Source organism: Streptomyces sp. NPDC092369, from assembly GCF_044755245.1.
Lineage (GTDB): Bacteria > Actinomycetota > Actinomycetes > Streptomycetales > Streptomycetaceae > Streptomyces.
Genome location: NZ_JBIVQP010000001.1, coordinates 451,197 through 470,581, shown reverse-complemented (window position 1 = coordinate 470,581; position 19,385 = coordinate 451,197). Strand labels below are relative to the sequence as shown.

Annotated in this window: 17 protein-coding genes; 9 read left to right on the top strand and 8 right to left on the bottom strand. The window is 71.3% G+C overall.

What is annotated here, in order from left to right; genetic code table 11:
• Positions 1-3: 3 nt before the first annotated feature.
• Entirely contained in the window at positions 4-684 is a 681-nt protein-coding gene (locus tag ACIQI8_RS02040; RefSeq protein WP_402343603.1) for a nucleoside/nucleotide kinase family protein, read from the bottom strand.
• 104 nt (positions 685-788) lie between these two features.
• Between ACIQI8_RS02040 and ACIQI8_RS02035 the strand changes: the two genes are divergently transcribed.
• The 4 genes from ACIQI8_RS02035 to ACIQI8_RS02020 all read left to right on the top strand — a co-directional run bounded on the left by ACIQI8_RS02035 (position 789) and on the right by ACIQI8_RS02020 (position 4,515).
• A complete protein-coding gene (locus ACIQI8_RS02035) occupies positions 789-1,184 on the top strand; it encodes a YybH family protein (RefSeq protein ID WP_402343600.1) in 396 nt (131 codons plus the stop codon).
• Positions 1,185-1,271: 87 nt separating this feature from the next.
• Complete coding sequence (locus ACIQI8_RS02030; RefSeq protein WP_402343597.1) at positions 1,272-2,222, top strand: lysylphosphatidylglycerol synthase domain-containing protein; 951 nt, start codon at positions 1,272-1,274, stop codon at positions 2,220-2,222.
• A 100-nt stretch (positions 2,223-2,322) separates the two neighbouring features.
• Positions 2,323-3,177, top strand: coding sequence for a proteasome subunit beta (prcB, locus tag ACIQI8_RS02025; protein ID WP_402343594.1), 855 nt, complete (start codon positions 2,323-2,325; stop codon positions 3,175-3,177).
• A 177-nt stretch (positions 3,178-3,354) separates the two neighbouring features.
• On the top strand, positions 3,355-4,515 hold the full coding sequence (locus ACIQI8_RS02020) for a HoxN/HupN/NixA family nickel/cobalt transporter (RefSeq protein WP_402343591.1): 1,161 nt from the start codon (positions 3,355-3,357) through the stop codon (positions 4,513-4,515).
• Positions 4,516-4,555: 40 nt separating this feature from the next.
• Here ACIQI8_RS02020 and ACIQI8_RS02015 read toward each other — a convergent pair whose 3' ends face one another.
• The 3 genes from ACIQI8_RS02015 to sthA all read right to left on the bottom strand — a co-directional run bounded on the left by ACIQI8_RS02015 (position 4,556) and on the right by sthA (position 8,715).
• Complete coding sequence (locus ACIQI8_RS02015; RefSeq protein ID WP_402343588.1) at positions 4,556-5,518, bottom strand: hypothetical protein; 963 nt, start codon at positions 5,516-5,518, stop codon at positions 4,556-4,558.
• A 10-nt stretch (positions 5,519-5,528) separates the two neighbouring features.
• Positions 5,529-7,001: an APC family permease gene (locus ACIQI8_RS02010; protein WP_402343585.1), complete on the bottom strand. Its 1,473-nt coding sequence runs from the start codon at positions 6,999-7,001 to the stop codon at positions 5,529-5,531.
• A 310-nt stretch (positions 7,002-7,311) separates the two neighbouring features.
• Positions 7,312-8,715: a Si-specific NAD(P)(+) transhydrogenase gene (gene sthA / locus ACIQI8_RS02005; RefSeq protein ID WP_402343582.1), complete on the bottom strand. Its 1,404-nt coding sequence runs from the start codon at positions 8,713-8,715 to the stop codon at positions 7,312-7,314.
• A gap of 165 nt (positions 8,716-8,880) precedes the next feature.
• Between sthA and ACIQI8_RS02000 the strand changes: the two genes are divergently transcribed.
• Positions 8,881-10,044 carry a sulfite oxidase gene (locus ACIQI8_RS02000; RefSeq protein WP_402343579.1) on the top strand — a complete coding sequence of 388 codons (1,164 nt, stop codon included), beginning with the start codon at positions 8,881-8,883 and terminating at the stop codon, positions 10,042-10,044.
• On the opposite strand, the gene ACIQI8_RS01995 is transcribed toward ACIQI8_RS02000, so the two are convergent.
• On the bottom strand, positions 10,033-10,239 hold the full coding sequence (locus tag ACIQI8_RS01995; protein ID WP_402343576.1) for a hypothetical protein: 207 nt from the start codon (positions 10,237-10,239) through the stop codon (positions 10,033-10,035). The genes ACIQI8_RS02000 and ACIQI8_RS01995 overlap by 12 nt on opposite strands.
• A gap of 196 nt (positions 10,240-10,435) precedes the next feature.
• On the opposite strand from ACIQI8_RS01995, the gene ACIQI8_RS01990 reads away from it, so the two are divergent.
• Positions 10,436-12,700 carry an MMPL family transporter gene (locus ACIQI8_RS01990; RefSeq protein WP_402343573.1) on the top strand — a complete coding sequence of 755 codons (2,265 nt, stop codon included), beginning with the start codon at positions 10,436-10,438 and terminating at the stop codon, positions 12,698-12,700.
• Here the strand turns inward: ACIQI8_RS01990 and ACIQI8_RS01985 are convergent.
• Positions 12,672-13,781 (bottom strand): PP2C family protein-serine/threonine phosphatase, encoded by a 1,110-nt coding sequence (locus ACIQI8_RS01985; protein ID WP_402343570.1) that lies wholly within the window; start codon positions 13,779-13,781, stop codon positions 12,672-12,674. The two genes, ACIQI8_RS01990 and ACIQI8_RS01985, sit on opposite strands and share 29 nt — an antisense overlap.
• Before the next feature lie 303 nt (positions 13,782-14,084).
• Here ACIQI8_RS01985 and ACIQI8_RS01980 point away from each other — a divergent pair, with 303 nt between their 5' ends.
• Positions 14,085-14,978 carry a GNAT family N-acetyltransferase gene (locus tag ACIQI8_RS01980; protein ID WP_402343567.1) on the top strand — a complete coding sequence of 298 codons (894 nt, stop codon included), beginning with the start codon at positions 14,085-14,087 and terminating at the stop codon, positions 14,976-14,978.
• A 66-nt stretch (positions 14,979-15,044) separates the two neighbouring features.
• Here ACIQI8_RS01980 and ACIQI8_RS01975 read toward each other — a convergent pair whose 3' ends face one another.
• Entirely contained in the window at positions 15,045-15,929 is an 885-nt protein-coding gene (locus ACIQI8_RS01975; RefSeq protein WP_402343564.1) for a Gfo/Idh/MocA family protein, read from the bottom strand.
• Between the two features lie 317 nt (positions 15,930-16,246).
• Here ACIQI8_RS01975 and ACIQI8_RS01970 point away from each other — a divergent pair, with 317 nt between their 5' ends.
• Entirely contained in the window at positions 16,247-17,104 is an 858-nt protein-coding gene (locus ACIQI8_RS01970; RefSeq protein WP_402343561.1) for an aldo/keto reductase, read from the top strand.
• Between the two features lie 93 nt (positions 17,105-17,197).
• Positions 17,198-18,967: an ABC transporter ATP-binding protein gene (locus ACIQI8_RS01965; protein WP_402343558.1), complete on the top strand. Its 1,770-nt coding sequence runs from the start codon at positions 17,198-17,200 to the stop codon at positions 18,965-18,967.
• Positions 18,968-18,990: 23 nt separating this feature from the next.
• Here ACIQI8_RS01965 and ACIQI8_RS01960 read toward each other — a convergent pair whose 3' ends face one another.
• Positions 18,991-19,326 (bottom strand): hypothetical protein, encoded by a 336-nt coding sequence (locus ACIQI8_RS01960; protein WP_402343555.1) that lies wholly within the window; start codon positions 19,324-19,326, stop codon positions 18,991-18,993.
• Between the last annotated feature and the right edge of the window lie 59 nt (positions 19,327-19,385).

The window sequence follows — 19,385 nt, the reverse complement described above, 5'->3', positions numbered from 1 at the left end:
CCCTCAACTGCCTGCCCGCGCCGCCGAGTCGGTCTCCGGCGCGGGCAGCGCACCGACCGGCACGATCAGCTCGGCCCGGTCCCGGGTCGTCGCCACCAGGTCGGCGTTGCGCTGGTCGGTGCCCCGCACCCAGGCCAGAGCCGTCTCGTGGTCCTTGCCGAACTCCTCGTGCCGGGCGACCAGTCGGCGGATCCGCTCCTCCTCGTCCAGTTCGCAGAACCACACCTCGTCCAGCGCCGCGCGCACCCGTGTCCACGAACCGGTGCCGAGCAGCAGGTAGTTGCCCTCCGTGACGACCAGCCGGATGCCCGGCTCCACCGGGATCGTCCCCGCGACCGGCTGCTCCAGCACCCGCTCGAAGCCGGGCGCGTACACGATCTCGTCGGTCTCCTCGCGCAGCCGCCGCAGCAGCGCCGCGTACCCGGCCGCGTCGAAGGTGTCGGGGGCGCCCTTGCGGTCGCGCCGGCCCAGGCGGTCCAACTCGACGTCCGCCAGATGGAAGCCGTCCATCGGGACGTGCGCGGACCAGGGCTCGCCGGTGCCGTTGAGTTCCCGTACCAGATGCTCTGCCAGTGTCGTCTTGCCGGAGCCCGGACTGCCGGCGATGCCCAGGACCGCGCGGGGGCGGCCGTCCGGGAGCAGGGCACGGGCGCGGATGAGGAGATCGTCGAAAGTCAGCGGCACAGGGCCGAGTGTGACACTCGAAGAGATCGACATGCTCGAACGGATCGGGGAGTGACGAGCCCCTGCCAGGGGAGTCGCCCCCGTAGAGGAAAGGAGCGCCCGCCATGCCCGACGACGAGGCGCGGATCCGTGCCCTGATCATCCGGTGGGCGGACGCGGTCCACCGCGGCGACCTGGCCGGCGTACTCGCCGATCACGCGGAGGACCTCGTCATGTACGACGTGCCACCGCCGTACGAGGGGGTGCACGGGCTGGCCGCCTACAGCGCGGCCTGGCCGCCGTTCTTCGACTGGCAGGCGCAGGGTGCCTGCTTCGAGATCGACACCCTTGACGTCACGGCCGACAGTGGCGTCGCCTACGCCCATGCCCTGCTGCGCTGCGGCACCCCCGACGAACTCGCGCACCACCCCACGATGCGCCTGCGGCTCACCCTGGGTCTGCGCAAGGACGACGGCCGCTGGGTGGTCGCCCACGAGCACCACTCGTTCCCGCACGACTGACCGGTCATCCGGCCGGCGGTACCCCATGGGGTCCCCGAGTTAGATATGGGTTAATTTGTCCGTGTTTCTTGAGACGGGGAGGGGCGCATGGCCGACAGCACGCACGCCGTCCTCGCCGCACCCACCCGCCGACGGGTGTACTGGCAGTCGGCTGTGGCCCTCGCACTGCTGGTCTGCGCCACCTGTCTCGCCCTGCCGCACCGGGCCGCGGTCGTCACCGGAGCGGGCCGGCTGGCCGTCGCCGACGAGGGCTGGCTGCTGGTCGGGGCCGGTGCCGCCGCGGCCACCTGGGGGTGCGCGGCGCTGGCCCAGCAGGGTGCGGTCCGGGAGCGGCTGCCCGGTGGCCGGCTGGTGGCCGCGCAGTTCGCCGCCACCGCCGCCAACCACCTGCTGCCCGCCGGACTCGGCGCCGGCGCGGTCAACCTGCGCTTCCTCATGCGCTGCGGCCTGTCCGCCGCCCGCTCCGCCACCGCCCTGGCCGTCAAGGCGACCGCGGCGGGCGCCGTCCGCTGCGCCCTGATCGCCGTCCTGGCCCTGGCCTGCCCCGGAGTACTGCGGCTGCCGCCCGTCTCGGGCCGGCTCGTGGCCGTCGTACCCGCCCTGGCCGCGGCGGCGGTCGTCCTGATCGGCTGCCCGCTCTGGCCGCGCTGCCGCAAGGTCCTCGCGGCGGTGGTCGCGGACATCCGGGCCGTGCACGCGCGGCCGCACCGGGCCGCCGCCCTGTGGGGCGGCTCGCTGGCGTTCGCCGCGCTGCACTCCCTCGTCCTGATCGCCGTCACCCGGGCCGTGGGACTGCCCCTGGCCCCGGCGCGCGTGGCGTTGCTCTACCTCGCCGCCAGCAGTGCGGCGGCGCTGCTGCCCACCCCCGGCGGGCTCGGCTCCCTCGACGCCGCGCTCGCCTTCGCGCTCACGGCGACCGGGGCGCCGGTCGCCGCCGCCGCGTCCGTCGTGCTCGGCTACCGGCTGCTGACCGTGTGGCTGCCGCTGCTGCCGGGCCTCGTGGTGCTCGGAGTGCTCGTCCGCCGCAAGGCGCTGTGAGCGGCTCCGCGTTTTGCCCCGACCCGCTTCAGGTAGGACTCCGTTATCGACTGTTGGCCATGGGGTGTCGGCCATCGGCCCGGCGCGGAGGGGGAGTTGTATGACAGGCAGCGAGTCCGAAGGCCGTTTAGGGGAGGAGTTCTTCGTTCCCGGGACCTCGTCCTTCGCTCAGTTCCTGGCCGCGCACCGGCCCGAACTGCTGCCCATGAGCCCGCAGTTGCCGCCCGGCGTGCGGGCCGCGCCCGGCCGGTTCCCGCACGGCACCACCGTGCTGGCCCTCGCCTACCGCGACGGTGTGATGATCGCCGGCGACCGCCGGGCCACGATGGGCAACCTCATCGCTCAGCGCGACCTGGAGAAGGTGCACCCCGCCGACGACCACACGGCCGTCGCCTTCGCCGGCACCGTCGGACTCGCCCTCGACATGATCAAGCTCTACCAGGTCGAACTCACGCACTTCGAGAAGATCGAGGGCATCCCGATGACCCTCAACGCGAAGGCGACCCGGCTCGCCGGCATGATCCGGCAGAACCTCGGCCAGGCCATGCAGGGCCTCGCCGTCGTCCCGCTCCTGGTCGGCTACGACCCCTCGGCCCCCGAGGGCGGGCGCGGCCGCATCTTCAGCTTCGACGTCACCGGCGGCCCCTACGAGAAGTCCGACTTCCACGCCGAGGGCTCCGGCTCGCCGTTCGCCAAGGGCGCGCTGAAGAAGCTGTTCCACCCGCGGATGTCCCGACGCGAGGCTGCTTCGGCCGCACTTCAGGCGCTGTACGACGCCGCGGACGACGACTCCGCGACCGGCGGGCCCGACGTCAACCGCCGTATCTTCCCGCTGGTGTCGGTGATCACCGAGGAGGGCTTCGAGCGGCTGCCCGAGACCGAGACGGAGCAGCTCAGCCGCGAGATGGTCGAGCAGCGGCGCAGCCGACCGGACGGACCGAACGCGACGGCCTGACCGCGACGTCCTGATCAGGCCCGGTTCGCCGACCGGACCCGATACCGCCTCCCATTTTCCCCGCGCATGGGAAAGGCCTGCCTCGGCCTTTACTGCACATGAGTTGCAAGTACGGGAGCATGGCACAAGGCTGCCTTGTGCGGCCGTTCGTGTTCCACCGACGGAAAGACCCTCCCGATGACGGCCGCCCCTGGTTCCGCTCCGCCCCTCCCCGCCCAGGCGGAGGCCAAGCGCTCGGCCTGGCGCCGCGTCCGTGGCTCCATGACGCGGCAGGAGTGGATCAGGGTCGGCGGGATGGTCGCCTTCGTGCTGGCGCTGCACGTCATCGGCTGGTTCACGCTGGTCGCGATCGTCGCCCCCGAGCACTACAGCATCGGCACCAAGTCCTTCGGTATCGGCATCGGCGTGACCGCGTACACGCTCGGCATGCGGCACGCCTTCGACGCCGACCACATCGCCGCGATCGACAACACCACCCGCAAGCTGATGGGCGAGGGGCAGCGGCCGCTGTCGGTCGGCTTCTGGTTCTCGCTCGGCCACTCCAGCGTCGTCTTCGCGCTGGCCCTCCTGCTCTCGCTGGGCGTGAAGGCCGTGGCCGGCCCGGTCCGCGACGACGACTCCCAACTCCACGACGTCACCGGCCTGATCGGCACGACCGTCTCCGGCGTCTTCCTCTACGTCATCGCCATCATCAACCTCGTGATCCTGGCGGGCATCTGGAAGGTCTTCCGCCGGATGCGCTCGGGCCACTTCGACGAGGCCGCCCTCGAAGAGCAGCTGAACAACCGCGGGTTCATGAACCGGCTGCTGGGCCGCGTGATGAAGTCGATCACCAAGCCCTGGCAGATGTACCCGCTGGGCCTGCTGTTCGGCCTCGGCTTCGACACCGCGACCGAGATCGCCCTGCTCGTGCTGGCCGGCTCGGGCGCCGCCTCCGGACTGCCCTGGTACGCGATCCTGTGCCTGCCGGTGCTGTTCGCGGCGGGCATGTCGCTGCTCGACACCATCGACGGCTCGTTCATGAACTTCGCCTACGACTGGGCGTTCTCCAAGCCGGTCCGCAAGGTCTACTACAACCTCACCATCACCGGCCTCTCGGTCGCCGTAGCCCTCGTCATCGGCACGGTCGAACTCCTCGGCCTGCTCGCCGAGAAGCTCGACCTGCACGGCTTCTTCTGGGACTGGGTGGCCGGCCTCGATCTGAACATCATCGGCTTCGTGATCGTCGGCCTGTTCTTCGCCACCTGGGTGCTCGCCCTGCTGGTGTGGAAGTTCGGACGCATCGAGGAGAAGTGGTCCGCGGGCCTGGCCCGGCCGGCGCAGCAGCCCGCCGAGTAGGGGCGACTCCCGGTCGAGCAGTGGCTCATGCGCGCACGGCTCAGGAGCGCAGTCGGAACTCCTTGCGCCACTTGACCAGTTGGTGCTCCGGATCTCCCGTGTACGACCAGGGAGTTCGGGTCGCCCGCGAGCCCACCATGCGCAGCAGTGCGACGGCGATGTCCTCGATGCCAGCGTGGCAGGCGCCGTGCGCCAGGTAGTTGAGGTCGCGCAGCTCGCCGGGCTCGATCTCCTCGCCCGTCGGACGGCCCATGATCCAGCGCTGCCAGGTGCGGCGTACGTCGTTCACCGCGCCGTCGTTGTCCCAGTGCTGCCCGAGGCTCACCGAGGACCGGTTGCCCTGGGCCGTGTCGAGGGCGTAGCGGTACTCCTCCACGCGCGCGTACTGCAGGAGCACCGGAAGGCCGCAGCCCGGCGGTGCCACGCCGGCGGCGTCGCGGGCGAAGTCGTACATGAGGCCGTGCGTGCCGTGCCAGCGGGCCGAGTAGTAGTGGAGTATCTGCAGGTGGCCCTCCACGTTGTACGGGTCGCGCTGGTGCAACTCGTCCCACCAGCGCGCCAGTTCCTGCCGGCGGACCCCCGCCGCGTAGAGCCGGGACACGGAGATGAGGGAGATCCACGGTGTCGGATCGTCCAGATACGCCTCGGCCGCCTGCAGACACGCCGTGACCGCCCCGTCGACGCGCTCCTGGTCGATCGGCACGCCCCGCCCCGCGGTGATGGCCAGATTGAACGCCCGGGCGGTCTCCGTCGCGGCCCGCAGCAACAGGGCGTCGGCGCTGTAGGGTTCGGCGGCCAGCCAGGACTCCGCCGTCGAACTCCCGATGCAGGCCTGCGCGAGCGTCCGCACCCGGTGACCGCGGGCGAGCCAGTCCGGGCCGGTGGCGCGCAGCAGGTCCCGCACGCCCTGCCAGCGGCCGATGACGATGTCGTGGCGGGCCGAACTGAGCGAGGTGTCCCCGCAGTCGGGATCGAAGTCGGGGGCGAATCGGTTGCGTGCCATCGGGATCTCCTCAGAAGTCCGTGGAGAGACCCTCGTGGACACGGGTGCCCAACGGGGCGGAGCCGATGGGCACGTACTCGGCCTCGATGGTGCGGGTGGCGTCGAGACGGGCGGGCCGGTAGTAGTCGCTGCCCCGTCTCCAGTACCAGAGCATCGGGACCAGGCCGACGGCGAGCCCGCCGATGCCGATCGCGATCGCCGCGGTGTCCAGCTCGCCCAGCGACTCGACGAAGATCCAGAACATGAACAGGGCGCCGAACAGCGGCCACACCCCGCCGAGCACGAAGTCGGCCGCCGACCTCAGCAGCGTCTTGCGGTAGGCGACGACCGCGGCGAGCCCGGCGAGACCGTAGTAGACGGCGATCTGCAGACCGATCGCCGAGATCGCGTCGGAGAGGATCTCGCCCACCGAACCCAGGGCGTTGGCCGCGACGAACATCGCGAGCGCCACCGCGCCGACCACGGTGACGGCCACCCAGGGGGTGTTCCACCGGGGGTGCACCCGGCCCAGGGCGGCCGGCATCGTACGGTCGCGGCCCATCGCGAACAGCGAGCGCGTGACCTGGATGAGCGTCGTCTCCAGCGTGGCGATGGTGGACAGCATCACGGCCACGACGAGCAGTTTGCCGCCGATGCCGGGCCAGACCTCCTGGCCGAGCACGCCCAGCACGTTCGCGTCGTTGTCGTCGATCTGCTTCGAGGAGAGGATGACGTTCACCGCGATGGTGAACACCTCGAACAGCAGGAAGACGACGCCCAGGCCGATCAGGCCCGCGAGGCCCGTCGTACGGCGGCTGTCACGGGTCTCCTCGCTGAGGTTGCTGGTGACGTCCCAGCCCCAGTAGTAGAAGGCGGCGACCAGCGCGCCCGAGGCGAAGCCGGCCATGCCGTCGAAGTGGCCGAACCCGAACCAGGACCAGTCGAAGGCGCGGGCGTTGTCCGTGTGGAAGAGGGCCAGCCCGGCGAACAGCGCCAGGACGGCGAGTTCGACACCGGACATGGCCAACTGCGCGCGGACGGTGAGCCGGGCGCCCCCCAGGACCACCAGCAGCATGGCGACGAACCAGGCGGCCCCCACCACCGTGGCCAGCGCGGTGTCGTCGGCGAGGTCCTGGTCGAACAGGGCGAGGGTCATCGAACCGGCGGGCAGCGAACCGGCCACCATGAAGATGGTCGCCGAGACCACCAGAGCCCAGCCGCTGATGAAGCCGAGAAAAGGGTGCAGCGTGCGCCCCACCCAGGAGTAACTGGCGCCCGCGTTCACGTCGATACGGCTGAGACAGCTGAACGCCAGGGCGATGCCCGTCATCGGTAAGGCGCAGTACAGCAGCGCGGCCGGACTGGCCAGTCCGACCGCGCCGACGAGGACCGCGGTGGTCGCGGCGACCGAGTAGGCCGGAGCGCTGCCCGCGATGGCCATCACCACGGTGTCGAACGTACCGAGGGCATTGGGCTGAAGCCCTCTGCCCCTGTTGTTGTTCATCGTTGCGCTGCTTTCCGTCTTGCACGACGCGAGGTCGACCGGCCCCGACGGCGTAGCGGAGGTGGGGGGAGAAACCGCCCCGGACCGGCGAGGGTTGGCCTCGGGCCAGGGGCGGTGAAGTGGGGTGGCGGGTACCGCTCGGCGGTGGCGTCGCAGGGTGGTCACACCGTGTGTGCGAGCGATGATAGCCCTACGCGTCGGGCGTTCAGGATCGACCGAGCGGTAACCTGTGGCAGCGCGGAGACGCAACGCGGGTAGATGCGGGGGAAGTTGGCGCGGGGCGGACCGAAGGCGGCCCGCCCCGGGCGCGTCAGTCGCCGATGTGGTCGATCTGCCGGAGTTTGTTCGTGGCGTCGAGGGCCGCCACCTTGTAGGACTCGGCCAGCGTCGGGTAGTTGAAGACGGCGTCGACCAGATAGTCGACCGTGCCGCCGCAGCCCATCACGGCCTGGCCGATGTGGATGAGCTCGGTGGCACCGGTGCCGAAGCAGTGCACTCCGAGCAGCGTGCGGTCCACGGGGGAGACCAGCAGTTTCAGCATGCCGTGCGAGTCGCCGATGATCTGTCCGCGGGCCAGCTCCCGGTAGCGGGAGATGCCGACCTCGAACGGCACGCGCTCCTCGGTGAGTTGGTCCTCGGTGCGGCCCACGAAGCTGATCTCGGGGATGGTGTAGATGCCGATCGGCTGCAGGTTCTGCATCTGCCCGACCGGTTCCCCGCAGGCGTGGTAGGCCGCCGCCCGGCCCTGCTCCATCGACGTGGCGGCCAGTGCCGGGAAGCCGATGACGTCGCCGACGGCGTAGATGTGCGGCACCTCGGTGCGGTAGTGCTCGTCGACGGTGATCCGGCCGCGCTTGTCCGCGGACAGGCCCGCCTTGACGAGGTCGAGGTCGTCGGTGAGACCCTGCCGGCCCGCCGAGTACATCACCGTGTCGGCCGGGATCCTCTTGCCGCTCTCCAGGACGGTCAACGTGCCCCGCGCGTGCCGCTCCACGGCCGCGACGGTCTCGCCGAACCGGAAGGTCACGGCGAGGTCCCGCAGGTGGTACTTGAGCGACTCGATGACCTCGACGTCGCACATGTCGAGCATCCCGGCGCGCTTCTCGACCACCGTCACCTTGCTGCCGAGCGCCGCGAACATCGAGGCGTACTCCATGCCGATCACACCGGCGCCGACGATGACCATGGAGCGCGGGACGCGTTCCACCGACAGGACGTTGTCGGAGTCCATGATGGTCTGCCCGTCGAACTCGACGCTGTCCGGGCGGGCCGGCCGGGTGCCGGTGGCGATGATGATGTTGTCCGCGCTCAACAGCCGTTCCTGGCCGTTGACTTCGCTCAGGGCGACGGTGTGGGGATCGACGAAGTGGCCGGTGCCGGCGTACAGCGCCACGTGGTTGCGGGAGAGCTGGTTGCGGATGACCTCGACCTCGCGGCTGACCACGTGCTGGGTGCGCGTGGTGAGGTCGGCGATGGTGATGTCCTCCTTGAGCCGGTAGTTCTGCCCGTAGAGGTCGCGCTGGGTGAGACCGGTCAGGTACAGCACCGCCTCGCGCAGGGTCTTGGAGGGAATGGTGCCGGTGTGGATGGAGACCCCGCCGACCATGTCGGGGCGGTCGATGACGGCGACCCGGCGGCCCAGCTTGGCCGCGGCGATGGCGGCCTTCTGGCCACCCGGTCCTGATCCGATGACGAGCATGTCGAAGTCGCGCACCTACCCGAGTCTGTCAGCCCGAAGGCCCTCTTCGAAAGGGTGAACGGGCAGCGGCCCTGTCGTGAGCCCGTCCGAAGTCCCCGGGAGTGGCGAGAAGTTCCGGCCGGTGACCGCTTCCGCGCCCACGACCGGTCTCGGTCGGCGACAAGGGGTGATAATGCGGACATGGGCCATCGACTCGCCGACGCGAGTGCCCCCGCCCGGCTGGCCGCCCCCGACGAGGGCATCGGCCGGGACGAACTGGCGCTCGCCACCCGCAACCACGGTCTGCCGCTGGAGGCGCTGCGCTACGACGTCACTCCGCCCGGCCTGCACTACGTACTGACGCACTACGACATCCCCTACGTCGCCGAGGACCCGCCCTGGCAGCTGACCGTCGGGGGCCGCGTCCGCCGTCCACTGGAGCTGGACCTGGCCGCTCTGCGCGCCTTCCCCGAGGTCACCACGCGCGTGACGCTGGAGTGCGCGGGCAACGGCCGGGCCCTGCTGACGCCCCGCCCGGTCAGCCAGCCCTGGCTCGTCGAGGCGGTCGGCACCGCCGAGTGGACGGGCGTACCGCTCAGGCTCCTGCTGGCCGAGGCCGGCGTGGCACCCGACGCCGTCGACATCGTGTTCACCGGCGCGGACCACGGCGTGGAGCGCGGGGTCGAACAGGACTACCAGCGGTCCCTGCCCATCGACGTCGCCACCGGCACCGAGCCCGAGGTGCTGGTCGCGTACGCGATGAACGGCGCCCCACTGCCCCCGCAGCACGGCCACCCGCTGCGGCTGGTCGTGCCCGGCTGGTACGGCATGGCGCATGTGAAGTGGCTGCGCGACATCGCCGTCACCGACGTGCCGTTCACCGGATTCCAGCAGACGGTCGCCTACCGGCTGCGCCAGGAGGCCGGCGACGAGGGCGAGCCGGTCACCCGGATCGCGCCCCGTGCCCTGCTGGTCCCACCGGGATTCCCGGACTTCATGTCGCGGGCCCGTGTGGTGCGTCCGGGCACGGTGGTGTTGGAGGGCCGCGCCTGGTCGGGACGGGCGCCGGTGACCGGCGTCGAGGTCAGCTCGGACGCCGGACGCACCTGGAAGCGGGCCGAGTTGGAGCCCGCCGACGGGCGGCGCTGGGCATGGCGGCGCTGGCACTTCGCCTGGGAAGCGAGCCCCGGCGAGCATGTGCTGAGCGCACGGGCGACCGACTCCGAAGGCCGCACCCAGCCGCTGGAGCAGCCCTGGAACCGCGGCGGCTTCGCCGTCAACCTCGTCCAGCGCGTACCGGTGCTGTGTCTGGAGGACGACCGGACGGACCGGGCCGGACAACCGGCGCACCCCTCAGGGCAGTAGCTTCTCCAGGGCCGCCGGGCCCTCCGCCGCCAGCTTGCGCCGGGCCCATTCGAGGGTGTGCGGGGTGAGGTCCTTGCCGGCGGCGAGGACGAGGTCCTCCGGCGACACCTCGGTGCCGGTGCGGGTGTGGAGCAGGTCGTCCGGGGTGACAAGGTCCTCGGGCGGCTCGGAGGGGTCGGGCTGTGACGTCGGCATGATCGGTGCTCCTCGTGGATCCGGATCGCTGCGTCGGACCCGGTGTGTGTCATCGGGTCCGTCTCTCACCCTTCAACGCTCGCACATCCCCCGCATCCCGGGTGATCGGGAGGCGTGCCGGTCCGGGATGCCGCCGCGACCGGGCGGGCGTCTAATGGGATGACGAGCGGATCGGCCGGGAGAGAAGACCGAGGCCATGACACCCACCGCAAGCACCGGGGCGGGAGGGGGGAACTCCGCCGGAGGAGGGGTCCTGCGGCGGCTGGGCGAATGGTGCGCCCGCCACTTCGTGATCGTCATCGTGGCCTGGCTGGTCGCCCTGGTGGCGCTCCAGGTCGTCAACCGCTCCTTCGGCGGGGACTACTCCGACAACTTCTCGCTCTCCGGCGTGCAGTCCCAGGACGGCCTGGACGTCCTGAAAAAGCACGATCCCGCGGCCGGCGGCTACGGCAGCCAGATCGTCCTGCACGACGGCAAGCAGTCCCTGACCGCACTGAGTTCGCAGCTGTCCACCACGGTCGGCGACCTGCAGAAGCTTCCGCACGTGCTGTCCGTCCAGGACCCGCTCTCCGCCCAGTCCTCCAAGGTCGGACCGGTCTCCACCGACGGGAGGACCGCCTACATCACCGTCCGCTTCGACGTACAGCCCTCCACCCTGGGCGACGGCTATCTGCACGGGGTCGACGACGCCGTACAGCCGCTGCGCGCGGCGGGCGCGCAGGTCGAGTACGGCGGACCGCTCGGCGAGTTGGCGCGTCCCGTCGCCGACGACCGGGTCAGCGAGCTGATCGGTTTCGCCGTCGCGATCGTCGTCCTGCTGGTCGGCTTCGGCAGCGTGATCGCCGCCGGCATCCCGCTGCTGACCGCGCTGATCAGCGCGATCGGCGGGCTCGCCTGTCTCGGTCTGCTGGCCGCCGCGTTCACCTTCGCCACCGTCTCGCCGACCCTGGCCACGATGATCGGACTGGGCGTCGGCATCGACTACGCCCTCTTCCTGATCACCCGGCACCGCCAGAACCTCATCGACGGCGCCGATCCGGTGCACTCGGCGGGGCACGCCACCGCGACCAGCGGGCGTGCCGTGCTCGTCTCCGGCTGCACGGTGATCATCGCCCTCGCGGGACTGTCCGCGTCCGGGGTGAGCTTCATCGGCAAACTCGGCCTGGCCGCGGCCGTCACGGTCGTGTCGGCGGTCGTCGGCGCGCTGACCCTGGTCCCGGCCCTGCTGGGGTTGATCGGCAGACGCATCGACCGCTACCGGGTACGCCGTCCGGTCGCCGAGACCGACGCCGGGGCGGGTACGCAGCCGCAGGGCACCTGGCACCGCTACGCGCAGCGCGTGGAGCGGCGGCCCTGGCAGTTCCTGGCCGCCGGCGTCGCCGCAGTTGTCGTCCTCGCCATCCCCGTGTTCTCGATCCAGCTCGGTCACATCGGCGACGGCGCCGACCCCACCTCCTTCACGGACCGGCGGGCCTACGACCTGATGACCGACGCGTTCGGCCCCGGCTCCAACGGCCCGCTCACCGTCGTCATCGACCAGACCTCCGTACCGTCCGCACAGCGCTCCGACCTCGCCTCACAGGCGCAGAAGGCCCTGAGCGCGGTGCCCGGCGCCGCCACGGTCACCCCGCTCACCGCCACCAAGGACGGCGACGTCCTGATCGGCACGGTCTACTCGAAGCGGTCCCCGCAGAGCGCCTCCACCACGGACCTGACGAACCGACTGGTCGACACCACCCTGCCCGCCGCGGTCTCCGGCACGGACGCCAAGGGATACGTCACCGGCACCACGGCCGCCCAGGTCGACTTCCGCGACATCGTCGCCAGCCGACTGCCCCTGATCATCGGCGTGGTGGTCGCCCTGGCCTTCCTGATCATCCTCGCCGTCTTCCGCGGCCTGCTCGTCGCGATCAAGGCGGCCGTCCTCAACGTGCTGTCCATCGCCGCCTCGTACGGCGTCGTCGTGGCCGTCTTCCAGTGGGGCTGGGGCGGCCCCGCGCTGGGTGTCGCGGGCAAGGTGCCCATCGAGAGCTATGTCCCGATGATGATGTTCGCGATCATCTTCGGGCTGAGCATGGACTACGAGATCTTCCTGCTCTCCCGAGTCCACGAGGCGTGGCTGCGCACCGGCGACGCCAAGGCCTCGGTCGCGCACGCGCTGGAGATCACCGCGCGGGTCATCACCTGCGCGGCACTGATCATGGTGAGCGTGTTCGCCGCGTTCATCGTCAGTGACAACATCGTCGTCAAGATGCTCGGTCTGGGCCTGGCCGTCAGCGTGCTCATCGACGCCACCGTCGTACGGCTGCTCATGGTCCCGGCCGTGATGACCCTGCTGGGCCGGCACGCGTGGTGGACACCCCGGTGGCTGGACCGGATGCTGCCGCACATCGACGCCGAAGGCGATCACGAGCAGGGCGTCGAGCCGGAGGTCAGCGAGCGTCCGGTTTCCCGGGCGTGAGCACCAGCATCGTCACGTCATCGAGAACGGCCGGCGCGTACCGTACGAGATCCGCCCACACCCGGTCGGCCAGCACGGTCGGGTCCCCGTCGGCGAGGGTGGCGAGGCGATCGGTCAGGGGATAGAAGGCACCCGAGGTGTCCCGGGTCTCGCTGACGCCGTCGGAGGCCAGGAAGAGACTGTCGCCGGGCTGCAGTTGGAGCGTGAGCGCGTCCGACGGGGCGCCGTCGGACAGACCGAGACCGAGCGGCGTCCACGGCACGAGCTCGATCTCGGTGGCCCGCCCGCCCCGCAGCAGCACGGGCGCCGGATGCCCGCAGGACACGATGCGCACCTCGCACGCGTCGGGGGAGAACTCCAGCAGCACGGCGGTCGCGAACAGCTCGGAGTAGCGGGCCTCCGCCGAGTCCACCACCAGGCGCCGATCCAGCCGGGCGGCGACCGACTCCAGGTCCGGCCGGTCCAGCGCCGCCTCCCGGAACGCCCCCAGCAGCGAGGCGACGGTCGAGATCGCCGACAGACCGTGCCCGCGCACGTCGCCCATGACCGCCCGTACGCCGTGGGGTCCTTCGCGTACGTCGAAGAAGTCGCCGCCCACCAGGGTGCCGCGCTCGGCGGCCCGGTACAGGCCCGTGCAGCGGACCCGGCCGACCCGTTCCGGCAGGGGCGGCACCACGGCACGCTGCGCCGCCTCGGCGACCGTGCGTTCGAGGTCCAGCTGGGCGTCGCGGTGACTGCGCACATAGGACACGAACACGCTCAGCGCGGCGACGAAACAGATGGTCAGCAGGTCGGTCTCGCCGGGGTGGTCGAGGTGGAAGGCCGGGATGTCGAGCACCACGATCACCACGACACCGAGCACCGCCGTCGCGAGCGGACCGTACGACAGCACGGCCAGTGGCGGGATCGCGCCGAGCAGGAACCCGATGTCGAGGGCGTGGCCGCTCACCAGCGTGGCGGTGCACACGCCCGCGAGCAGGGCGACCGGCAGCACCCGCACCCAGCGCGGCGGCGGGGCGCCGCGCAACCAGGTCCGCCGGTCCTGGCCCCGGCGCGGAGACAGGACGAGCACTCTTCCCACACGACCACGCTCCTACGCCGGGACGCCTCCCGCATGCCGACCCGCGAAAAGAGAACCTGTGAATCGGAGGCCGATGAGCAGAGAACCCGCGGGAGGAGAGCCGCGGGAAGAGGGCCCGCGAAAAGGGGTGGACATGTCCACGACCGGTGCCTAGCGTGTGATCACCACGCCAGGAGGCCCGACGGAAGGAGGCGAGTGCCGTGCAGATGACACCCATCCAGCGCTCCCTCCCCGTAGCCCCGGCGTGCTTCGGCTGAGTCCGACCCGGGAGCGCTCCACGCAGTACGCATCCCGGAGGAATCCATGACCGATCTGGTCATCCGCGCGCTCGACGAGCGCGACGCCCATCTCTTCGACACCCTGCCCGACCCGCTGGACAACCGTGCGGCACACCGCCTGACCGTCCACCGTCCCGACTGGAAGCGCGTCGCCCTGCGCGACGGCGTGGTCGTCGCGCGCGCCGCCTGGTGGGGCGGCCCCGACGACGCCGAACCCCTCAACGTCAACTGGTTCGACGTGGCCGAAGGCGAGGAGGAGGCCGGCGCCGAACTGCTGCGCACGGCGCCCTGGCAGGTCGGACTCGAACTGAACCTGCCCGGCACCTGGCGCGAGGACCCGCGGCTGCGCGCCGCCGCCGAGGCCCGCTTCACCGCCGTACGAGCGGCCGGGTACGAACTCCTCGTCGAACGCTTCCTGTACCGCTGGACGCCGGCGGACGGTCTCCCCGAGCGCCCCGGACGGCTCGTCTTCCGCGCCGAACCGGACGACGCCGTGTTCTTCGACGCGCTGCGCCGCATCCACTCCGCCACCCTCGACGCGCACGCCCTCAAGGCCATCGAGGAGGGCGGTCTGGACCGGGCCGCCCAGGAAGAGCTCGACTTCTTCCACTGGTGCCCGTCGCCGCGCGAGTGGTGGCAGCTGGCGCACACCCCGGAGGGCGAGCCGGCGGGCATCCACATCCCGGCGCACAACCCGTCCGGTCCGACCGTCGGCTTCATCGGCGTACTGCCGGACCAGCGCGGTCACGGTTACGCCTACGACCTGCTGGCGGAGTGCACGCACTTCCTGGTCGAGCGGGGCGCGGAGTTCGTCACGGCGGCGACGGACCGGGGGAACTTCCCGATGGCCGCGAACTTCGCCAAGGCCGGCTATCCGGTCGTGAGGGAGCGGATCAACTTCGAGGTCGCCCAGGGGTAGGTGGACGAGGGGGGGCGGGGCCGGTGCCCAACTGGGCCGGCCCCGCCCGCCGTTGTCGGTGAGTCGTCAGCCGGCGTTCGCGTTCAGCAGGGTCTCCGCCTCGGTGAGGATCTCCGTGACCCGGAGGGCGAACTCGGCGTCGCACGGGTGCGGTTGGCCATCGGCGGCGGACGCGATGAGGGCGTCGGCGGCGCGGACGAGGGCCTCGACCGGGCCGACGGAACTGTCCGGGAAGTGGGCCACGCCGGCCTCGCCGCGGAGTTCGACGTCGGTCCCCGTGGCGGCGGGCGGCGCCGTCAGACTCAGGGTGAGGGTGCTCGACGCGCCGCTCGCGTGGTCGAGGACCAACTGGACGGTGTCCCCGGGGCCCGGCGCCGCAGCGGCCACGCGCCGGGTGTCGCCCAGGATCGGCAGCAGCACGGACAGGGCGTGCGGGCCGACGTCCCACAGGGCGCCCTTCTCCCGCCGCCACGGTGTCGCGAACGGGCTGTCGCCGGTGAACACATCGCCGATCCACTGCGCCCGGGCCGTGAACCAGCCGCCGGTGCCCGCCTGTTCGGCGATCCACGCCTGCGTCTCGGGGACGAAGCGGCTCGTGAAGAACACGACCGACGCGACGCCCGACTCCTTGACCGCCTCGACCACCGTCCGGCCCTGGTCCACCGTCGTGGCCAGGGGCTTGTCCAGCAGCAGGTGCAGCCCGGCCCGCGCCGCGCGCGCCGCCAGTTCCGCCTGCACGGCCGGCGGCAGTGCCACGGCCACCGCGTCCACGTCGGCGAACAGCGCGTCGACGTCGTCGTAGGCGCGGGTGCCGTGCCGGTCGGCGAGTTCCTTGGCGGCCTCCGGCCTGCGGCCCCACACTCCGACGAAGTCCAGGTCGGGGTGTTCCTGGAGGGCGGGGGCGTGAGCCATCCCCGCCCATGGGCCGGTACCGAGCAGTCCGATGCGCATGCCGTCGCCTCTCCACTCCGCCGCACGTTACGACGCCTGTTCGAGAGCGAGCGTCGCACACCTCCCGGCCGGGCGCGCAACCCACTTGCCGATCATGTGCCGTGTGCCGCGCCGACCTCGCGGCACGCGCCGCACCGACCCTCGGGTCGTGCGCCGGCGATTCAGTGGCGCGGCTGCTGAATGCGTTCTCTTTCCTCTATTGGACCTCCGGCCACCCGCGGGGTGAGGCTGGAAGACGGTCCGGCACGCCGTCACCCCCGACCGGAGCGCCGGATGCCACCGCTTACGCGCGATCAGCCGAAAGAGGTCACGAACCCATGCAGAGCCGCCGCATCGGTGATGTCGAAGTCAGTGCCATCGGACTGGGCGGAATGCCCATGTCGATCGAGGGCCGCCCGGACGAGGCGCGCTCCCTCGCCACCCTGCACGCCGCGCTCGACGCCGGCGTCACACTGATCGACACCGCGGACGCCTACCACCGGGACGCCCACGAGGTCGGCCACAACGAGACCCTGATCGCCAAGGCCCTCGCCTCCCACGACCGGGGCGGCGATGTGCTGGTCGCCACCAAGGGCGGCCATCTGCGTCCAGGCGACGGCAGTTGGACCCTCAACGGCAGCCCCGCTTACCTCAAGGAGGCCTGCGAGGCGTCCCTGCGCCGGCTCGGCGTGGAGGCCATCGGGCTCTACCAGTTCCACCGGCCCGACCCGAAGGTGCCGTACGCCGAGTCGGTCGGCGCGATCCGGGACCTGCTCGACGAGGGCAAGATCCGCATGGCGGGCATCTCGAACGCGAACCCCGACCAGATCCGGCAGGCGAACGAGATCCTCGGCGGCCGGCTGGTCTCCGTGCAGAACCAGTTCTCCCCGGCCTTCCGCTCCAGCGAGCCGGAACTGGAGCTGTGCGACGAGCTGGGCATCGCCTTCCTGCCCTGGAGCCCCCTCGGTGGCATCACCAGGGCCAGTGAACTGGGCTCCACGTTCGGGCCGTTCGCCCGGATCGCCGAGGACCACGGAGTGAGCCCGCAGCGCGTGTGCCTGGCCTGGATGCTCGCCAAGTCGCCGCTGGTCGTGCCGATTCCCGGTTCGAGCCGTCCCGAGACGATCCTCGACTCGCTGGCCGCGACGGAGCTGGAACTGAGCGCCGCCGAACTCGCGGAACTGGACGGCGTCTGACCCTGGCCCTTCCGGTGCCGGCCGGTGCAATCCCCGCAGGCATGGGGGGAAAGCGCTTGCTCGCAGTCCGGCCACTGGGGTAGGACACCACGCATGGCGTCGTCATCCGAGAAACCGCTCGACCACCGCTACCGGGACGAACACCCGATCCGCACACTCGGCTACCTGTTCCGCGCCGACCGCCGCCGCCTCGCCGCGGCGGTCGGCGTCTTCACGGTCAAGCACAGCCCCATCTGGCTGCTGCCGCTGATCAGCGCGTCCATCATCGACACCGTCGTGCAGCACGCGCCGATCGGCCGACTGTGGTGGAACACGGGGATCATCCTGTTCATCCTGCTGATCAACTACCCGCTGCACGTGCTGTACGTGCGCCTCCTGTACGGCAGCGTGCGCCGCATGGGCACCAGCCTGCGGTCGGCGCTGTGCACGCGGATGCAGCAACTCTCCATCGGCTACCACTCGCGCGTCAGCGCCGGCGTCCTGCAGGCCAAGGTCGTGCGGGACGTCGAGACGGTCGAGCAGATGGTCCAGCAGACCGCGGAGACCGGGCTCGGGGCGATCACCGTGCTCACCGGCGGACTGGTCATCATCGCCGTCCGCACACCGGAGTTCGTGCCCGTCTTCCTGGTCGTGGTGCCCGCCGCCGCCCTGGTCGTGGCCCGGCTGCGGGCCCGACTGCGCACCCACAACGAGCACTTCAGGCACGAGGTCGAGACCCTGTCGACGCAGGTGACGGAGATGACCCGGCTGATCCCGGTCACCCGCGCCCACGGCCTGGAGGGCAAGGCGCTGCGCCGCATGGACGGCACCCTGAGCCGGCTGCTGACCTCCGGCAATCGCCTCGACCTCGTCAACGGCCGGTTCGGCTCGCTGGCCTGGGTCGTCCTCAACGTGGTCGGCGTCCTGGTCCTGGCCGGCGCGGCCCTGGTCTCGTACTACGGCGTCTGGGGCGTCACCGCGGGCGACGTCGTCATGCTCAGCGCGTTCCTGACCACCCTCACCAACTCGACGACCACACTGGCCGCCCTCGCCCCGGTCATCACCAAGGGCCTGGAGTCGGTGCGTTCGGTCGGCGAGGTCCTCCAGGCGCCCGAGCTGGAGGACAACGAGGGCAAGGACGAGGTCACTTCACTGCGCGGGGCGATCGCCTTCGAGAGCGTCGGACACGTCTACGAGGCCGGGGACCGGCCCGCCGTACGGGACTTCACCCTGTCCGTCGCGCCGGGCGAGACCGTCGCCCTGGTCGGCGCCTCGGGCGCGGGCAAGTCCACGGTCCTCAACCTCGTCATCGGGTTCGTCCGGCCGACCTCGGGCAGACTGCTGCTCGACGGCGTCGACATGAGCACCCTCGACCTGCGGACGTATCGGCGGTTCGTGTCTGTGGTGCCGCAGGAGTCGATCCTCTTCGACGGCACGATCCGGGAGAACGTCGCCTACGGGATGGACGAGGCCGACGAGGAGAGCGTGCGGGCGGCGCTGCGGGACGCCAACGCACTGGAGTTCGTCGACCGGTTGCCCCGAGGGCTCGACACGCTGGTGGGGGATCGCGGGGCCCGGCTGTCCGGTGGGCAGCGCCAGCGGCTGGCCATCGCCCGCGCCCTGATCCGGGACCCCAAGGTGCTGATCCTGGACGAGGCGACCTCGGCCCTCGACACCCGCTCGGAGGCCCTCGTCCAGGAGGCGCTGGCCCGGCTGCTGCGCGGCCGTACCACCTTCGTGGTGGCGCACCGGCTGTCCACCGTGCGGGGCGCCGACCGGATCGTGGTGATGGGGGACGGCGAGATCCTGGAGATCGGCACGCACGAGGAACTCCTGTGCGGCGGCGGGGCGTACACCGCCCTGCACGGCGGACAGGTCGCCTGACCGGACCGCCCGGGGCGGCGCCGTCAGGCGGCGCTGCTCCGGGGGAACAGGTGCGGACAGGCCGCGTCGTGGTCGGTGCCCAGACTCGTCCACCAGCGCTCGCAGCAGGCCGCGTCCAGCTCCTCGCGGACGATCTCGTCGGCGGCCGAGCGGGCCGGGCGGCGCGGCCCGGCACAGGCCGTGCGCAGGTCGTGGATCAGGGTCTCGCGGACGACGGCGATGACCAGGACCACGCTCGCGGCGGCGAACAGGAAGGCGATCCACAGGGGTCCGTAGCGGAATTCGAGGACCATGGTCCAGGCGAGTCCGCCGCTGGTGGCGAGATACAGGGCGCAGAGGAGGCGGCCGGAGCGACTCATGAGCGTTCACCGTTCGTGCAGGATTGGTTGCGCCGTGTTCAACGCCTCAGGACGGACGA

Excerpts from the sequence above, each read along its gene's own strand:
- ACIQI8_RS01995 (WP_402343576.1), bottom strand. The coding sequence starts at position 10,239 with ATGCCGACGTCACAGCCCGACCCCTCCGAGCCGCCCGAGGACCTTGTC.
- ACIQI8_RS01990 (WP_402343573.1), top strand. The coding sequence starts at position 10,436 with ATGACACCCACCGCAAGCACCGGGGCGGGAGGGGGGAACTCCGCCGGA.
- ACIQI8_RS02000 (WP_402343579.1), top strand. The coding sequence starts at position 8,881 with ATGGGCCATCGACTCGCCGACGCGAGTGCCCCCGCCCGGCTGGCCGCC.
- prcB (WP_402343594.1), top strand. The coding sequence starts at position 2,323 with ATGACAGGCAGCGAGTCCGAAGGCCGTTTAGGGGAGGAGTTCTTCGTT.
- ACIQI8_RS01960 (WP_402343555.1), bottom strand. The coding sequence starts at position 19,326 with ATGAGTCGCTCCGGCCGCCTCCTCTGCGCCCTGTATCTCGCCACCAGC.
- ACIQI8_RS01970 (WP_402343561.1), top strand. The coding sequence starts at position 16,247 with ATGCAGAGCCGCCGCATCGGTGATGTCGAAGTCAGTGCCATCGGACTG.
- ACIQI8_RS02035 (WP_402343600.1), top strand. The coding sequence starts at position 789 with ATGCCCGACGACGAGGCGCGGATCCGTGCCCTGATCATCCGGTGGGCG.
- ACIQI8_RS02010 (WP_402343585.1), bottom strand. The coding sequence starts at position 7,001 with ATGAACAACAACAGGGGCAGAGGGCTTCAGCCCAATGCCCTCGGTACG.
- ACIQI8_RS01965 (WP_402343558.1), top strand. The coding sequence starts at position 17,198 with ATGGCGTCGTCATCCGAGAAACCGCTCGACCACCGCTACCGGGACGAA.
- ACIQI8_RS02030 (WP_402343597.1), top strand. The coding sequence starts at position 1,272 with ATGGCCGACAGCACGCACGCCGTCCTCGCCGCACCCACCCGCCGACGG.
- ACIQI8_RS01980 (WP_402343567.1), top strand. The coding sequence starts at position 14,085 with ATGACCGATCTGGTCATCCGCGCGCTCGACGAGCGCGACGCCCATCTC.
- ACIQI8_RS02015 (WP_402343588.1), bottom strand. The coding sequence starts at position 5,518 with ATGGCACGCAACCGATTCGCCCCCGACTTCGATCCCGACTGCGGGGAC.
- ACIQI8_RS02020 (WP_402343591.1), top strand. The coding sequence starts at position 3,355 with ATGACGGCCGCCCCTGGTTCCGCTCCGCCCCTCCCCGCCCAGGCGGAG.
- ACIQI8_RS01975 (WP_402343564.1), bottom strand. The coding sequence starts at position 15,929 with ATGCGCATCGGACTGCTCGGTACCGGCCCATGGGCGGGGATGGCTCAC.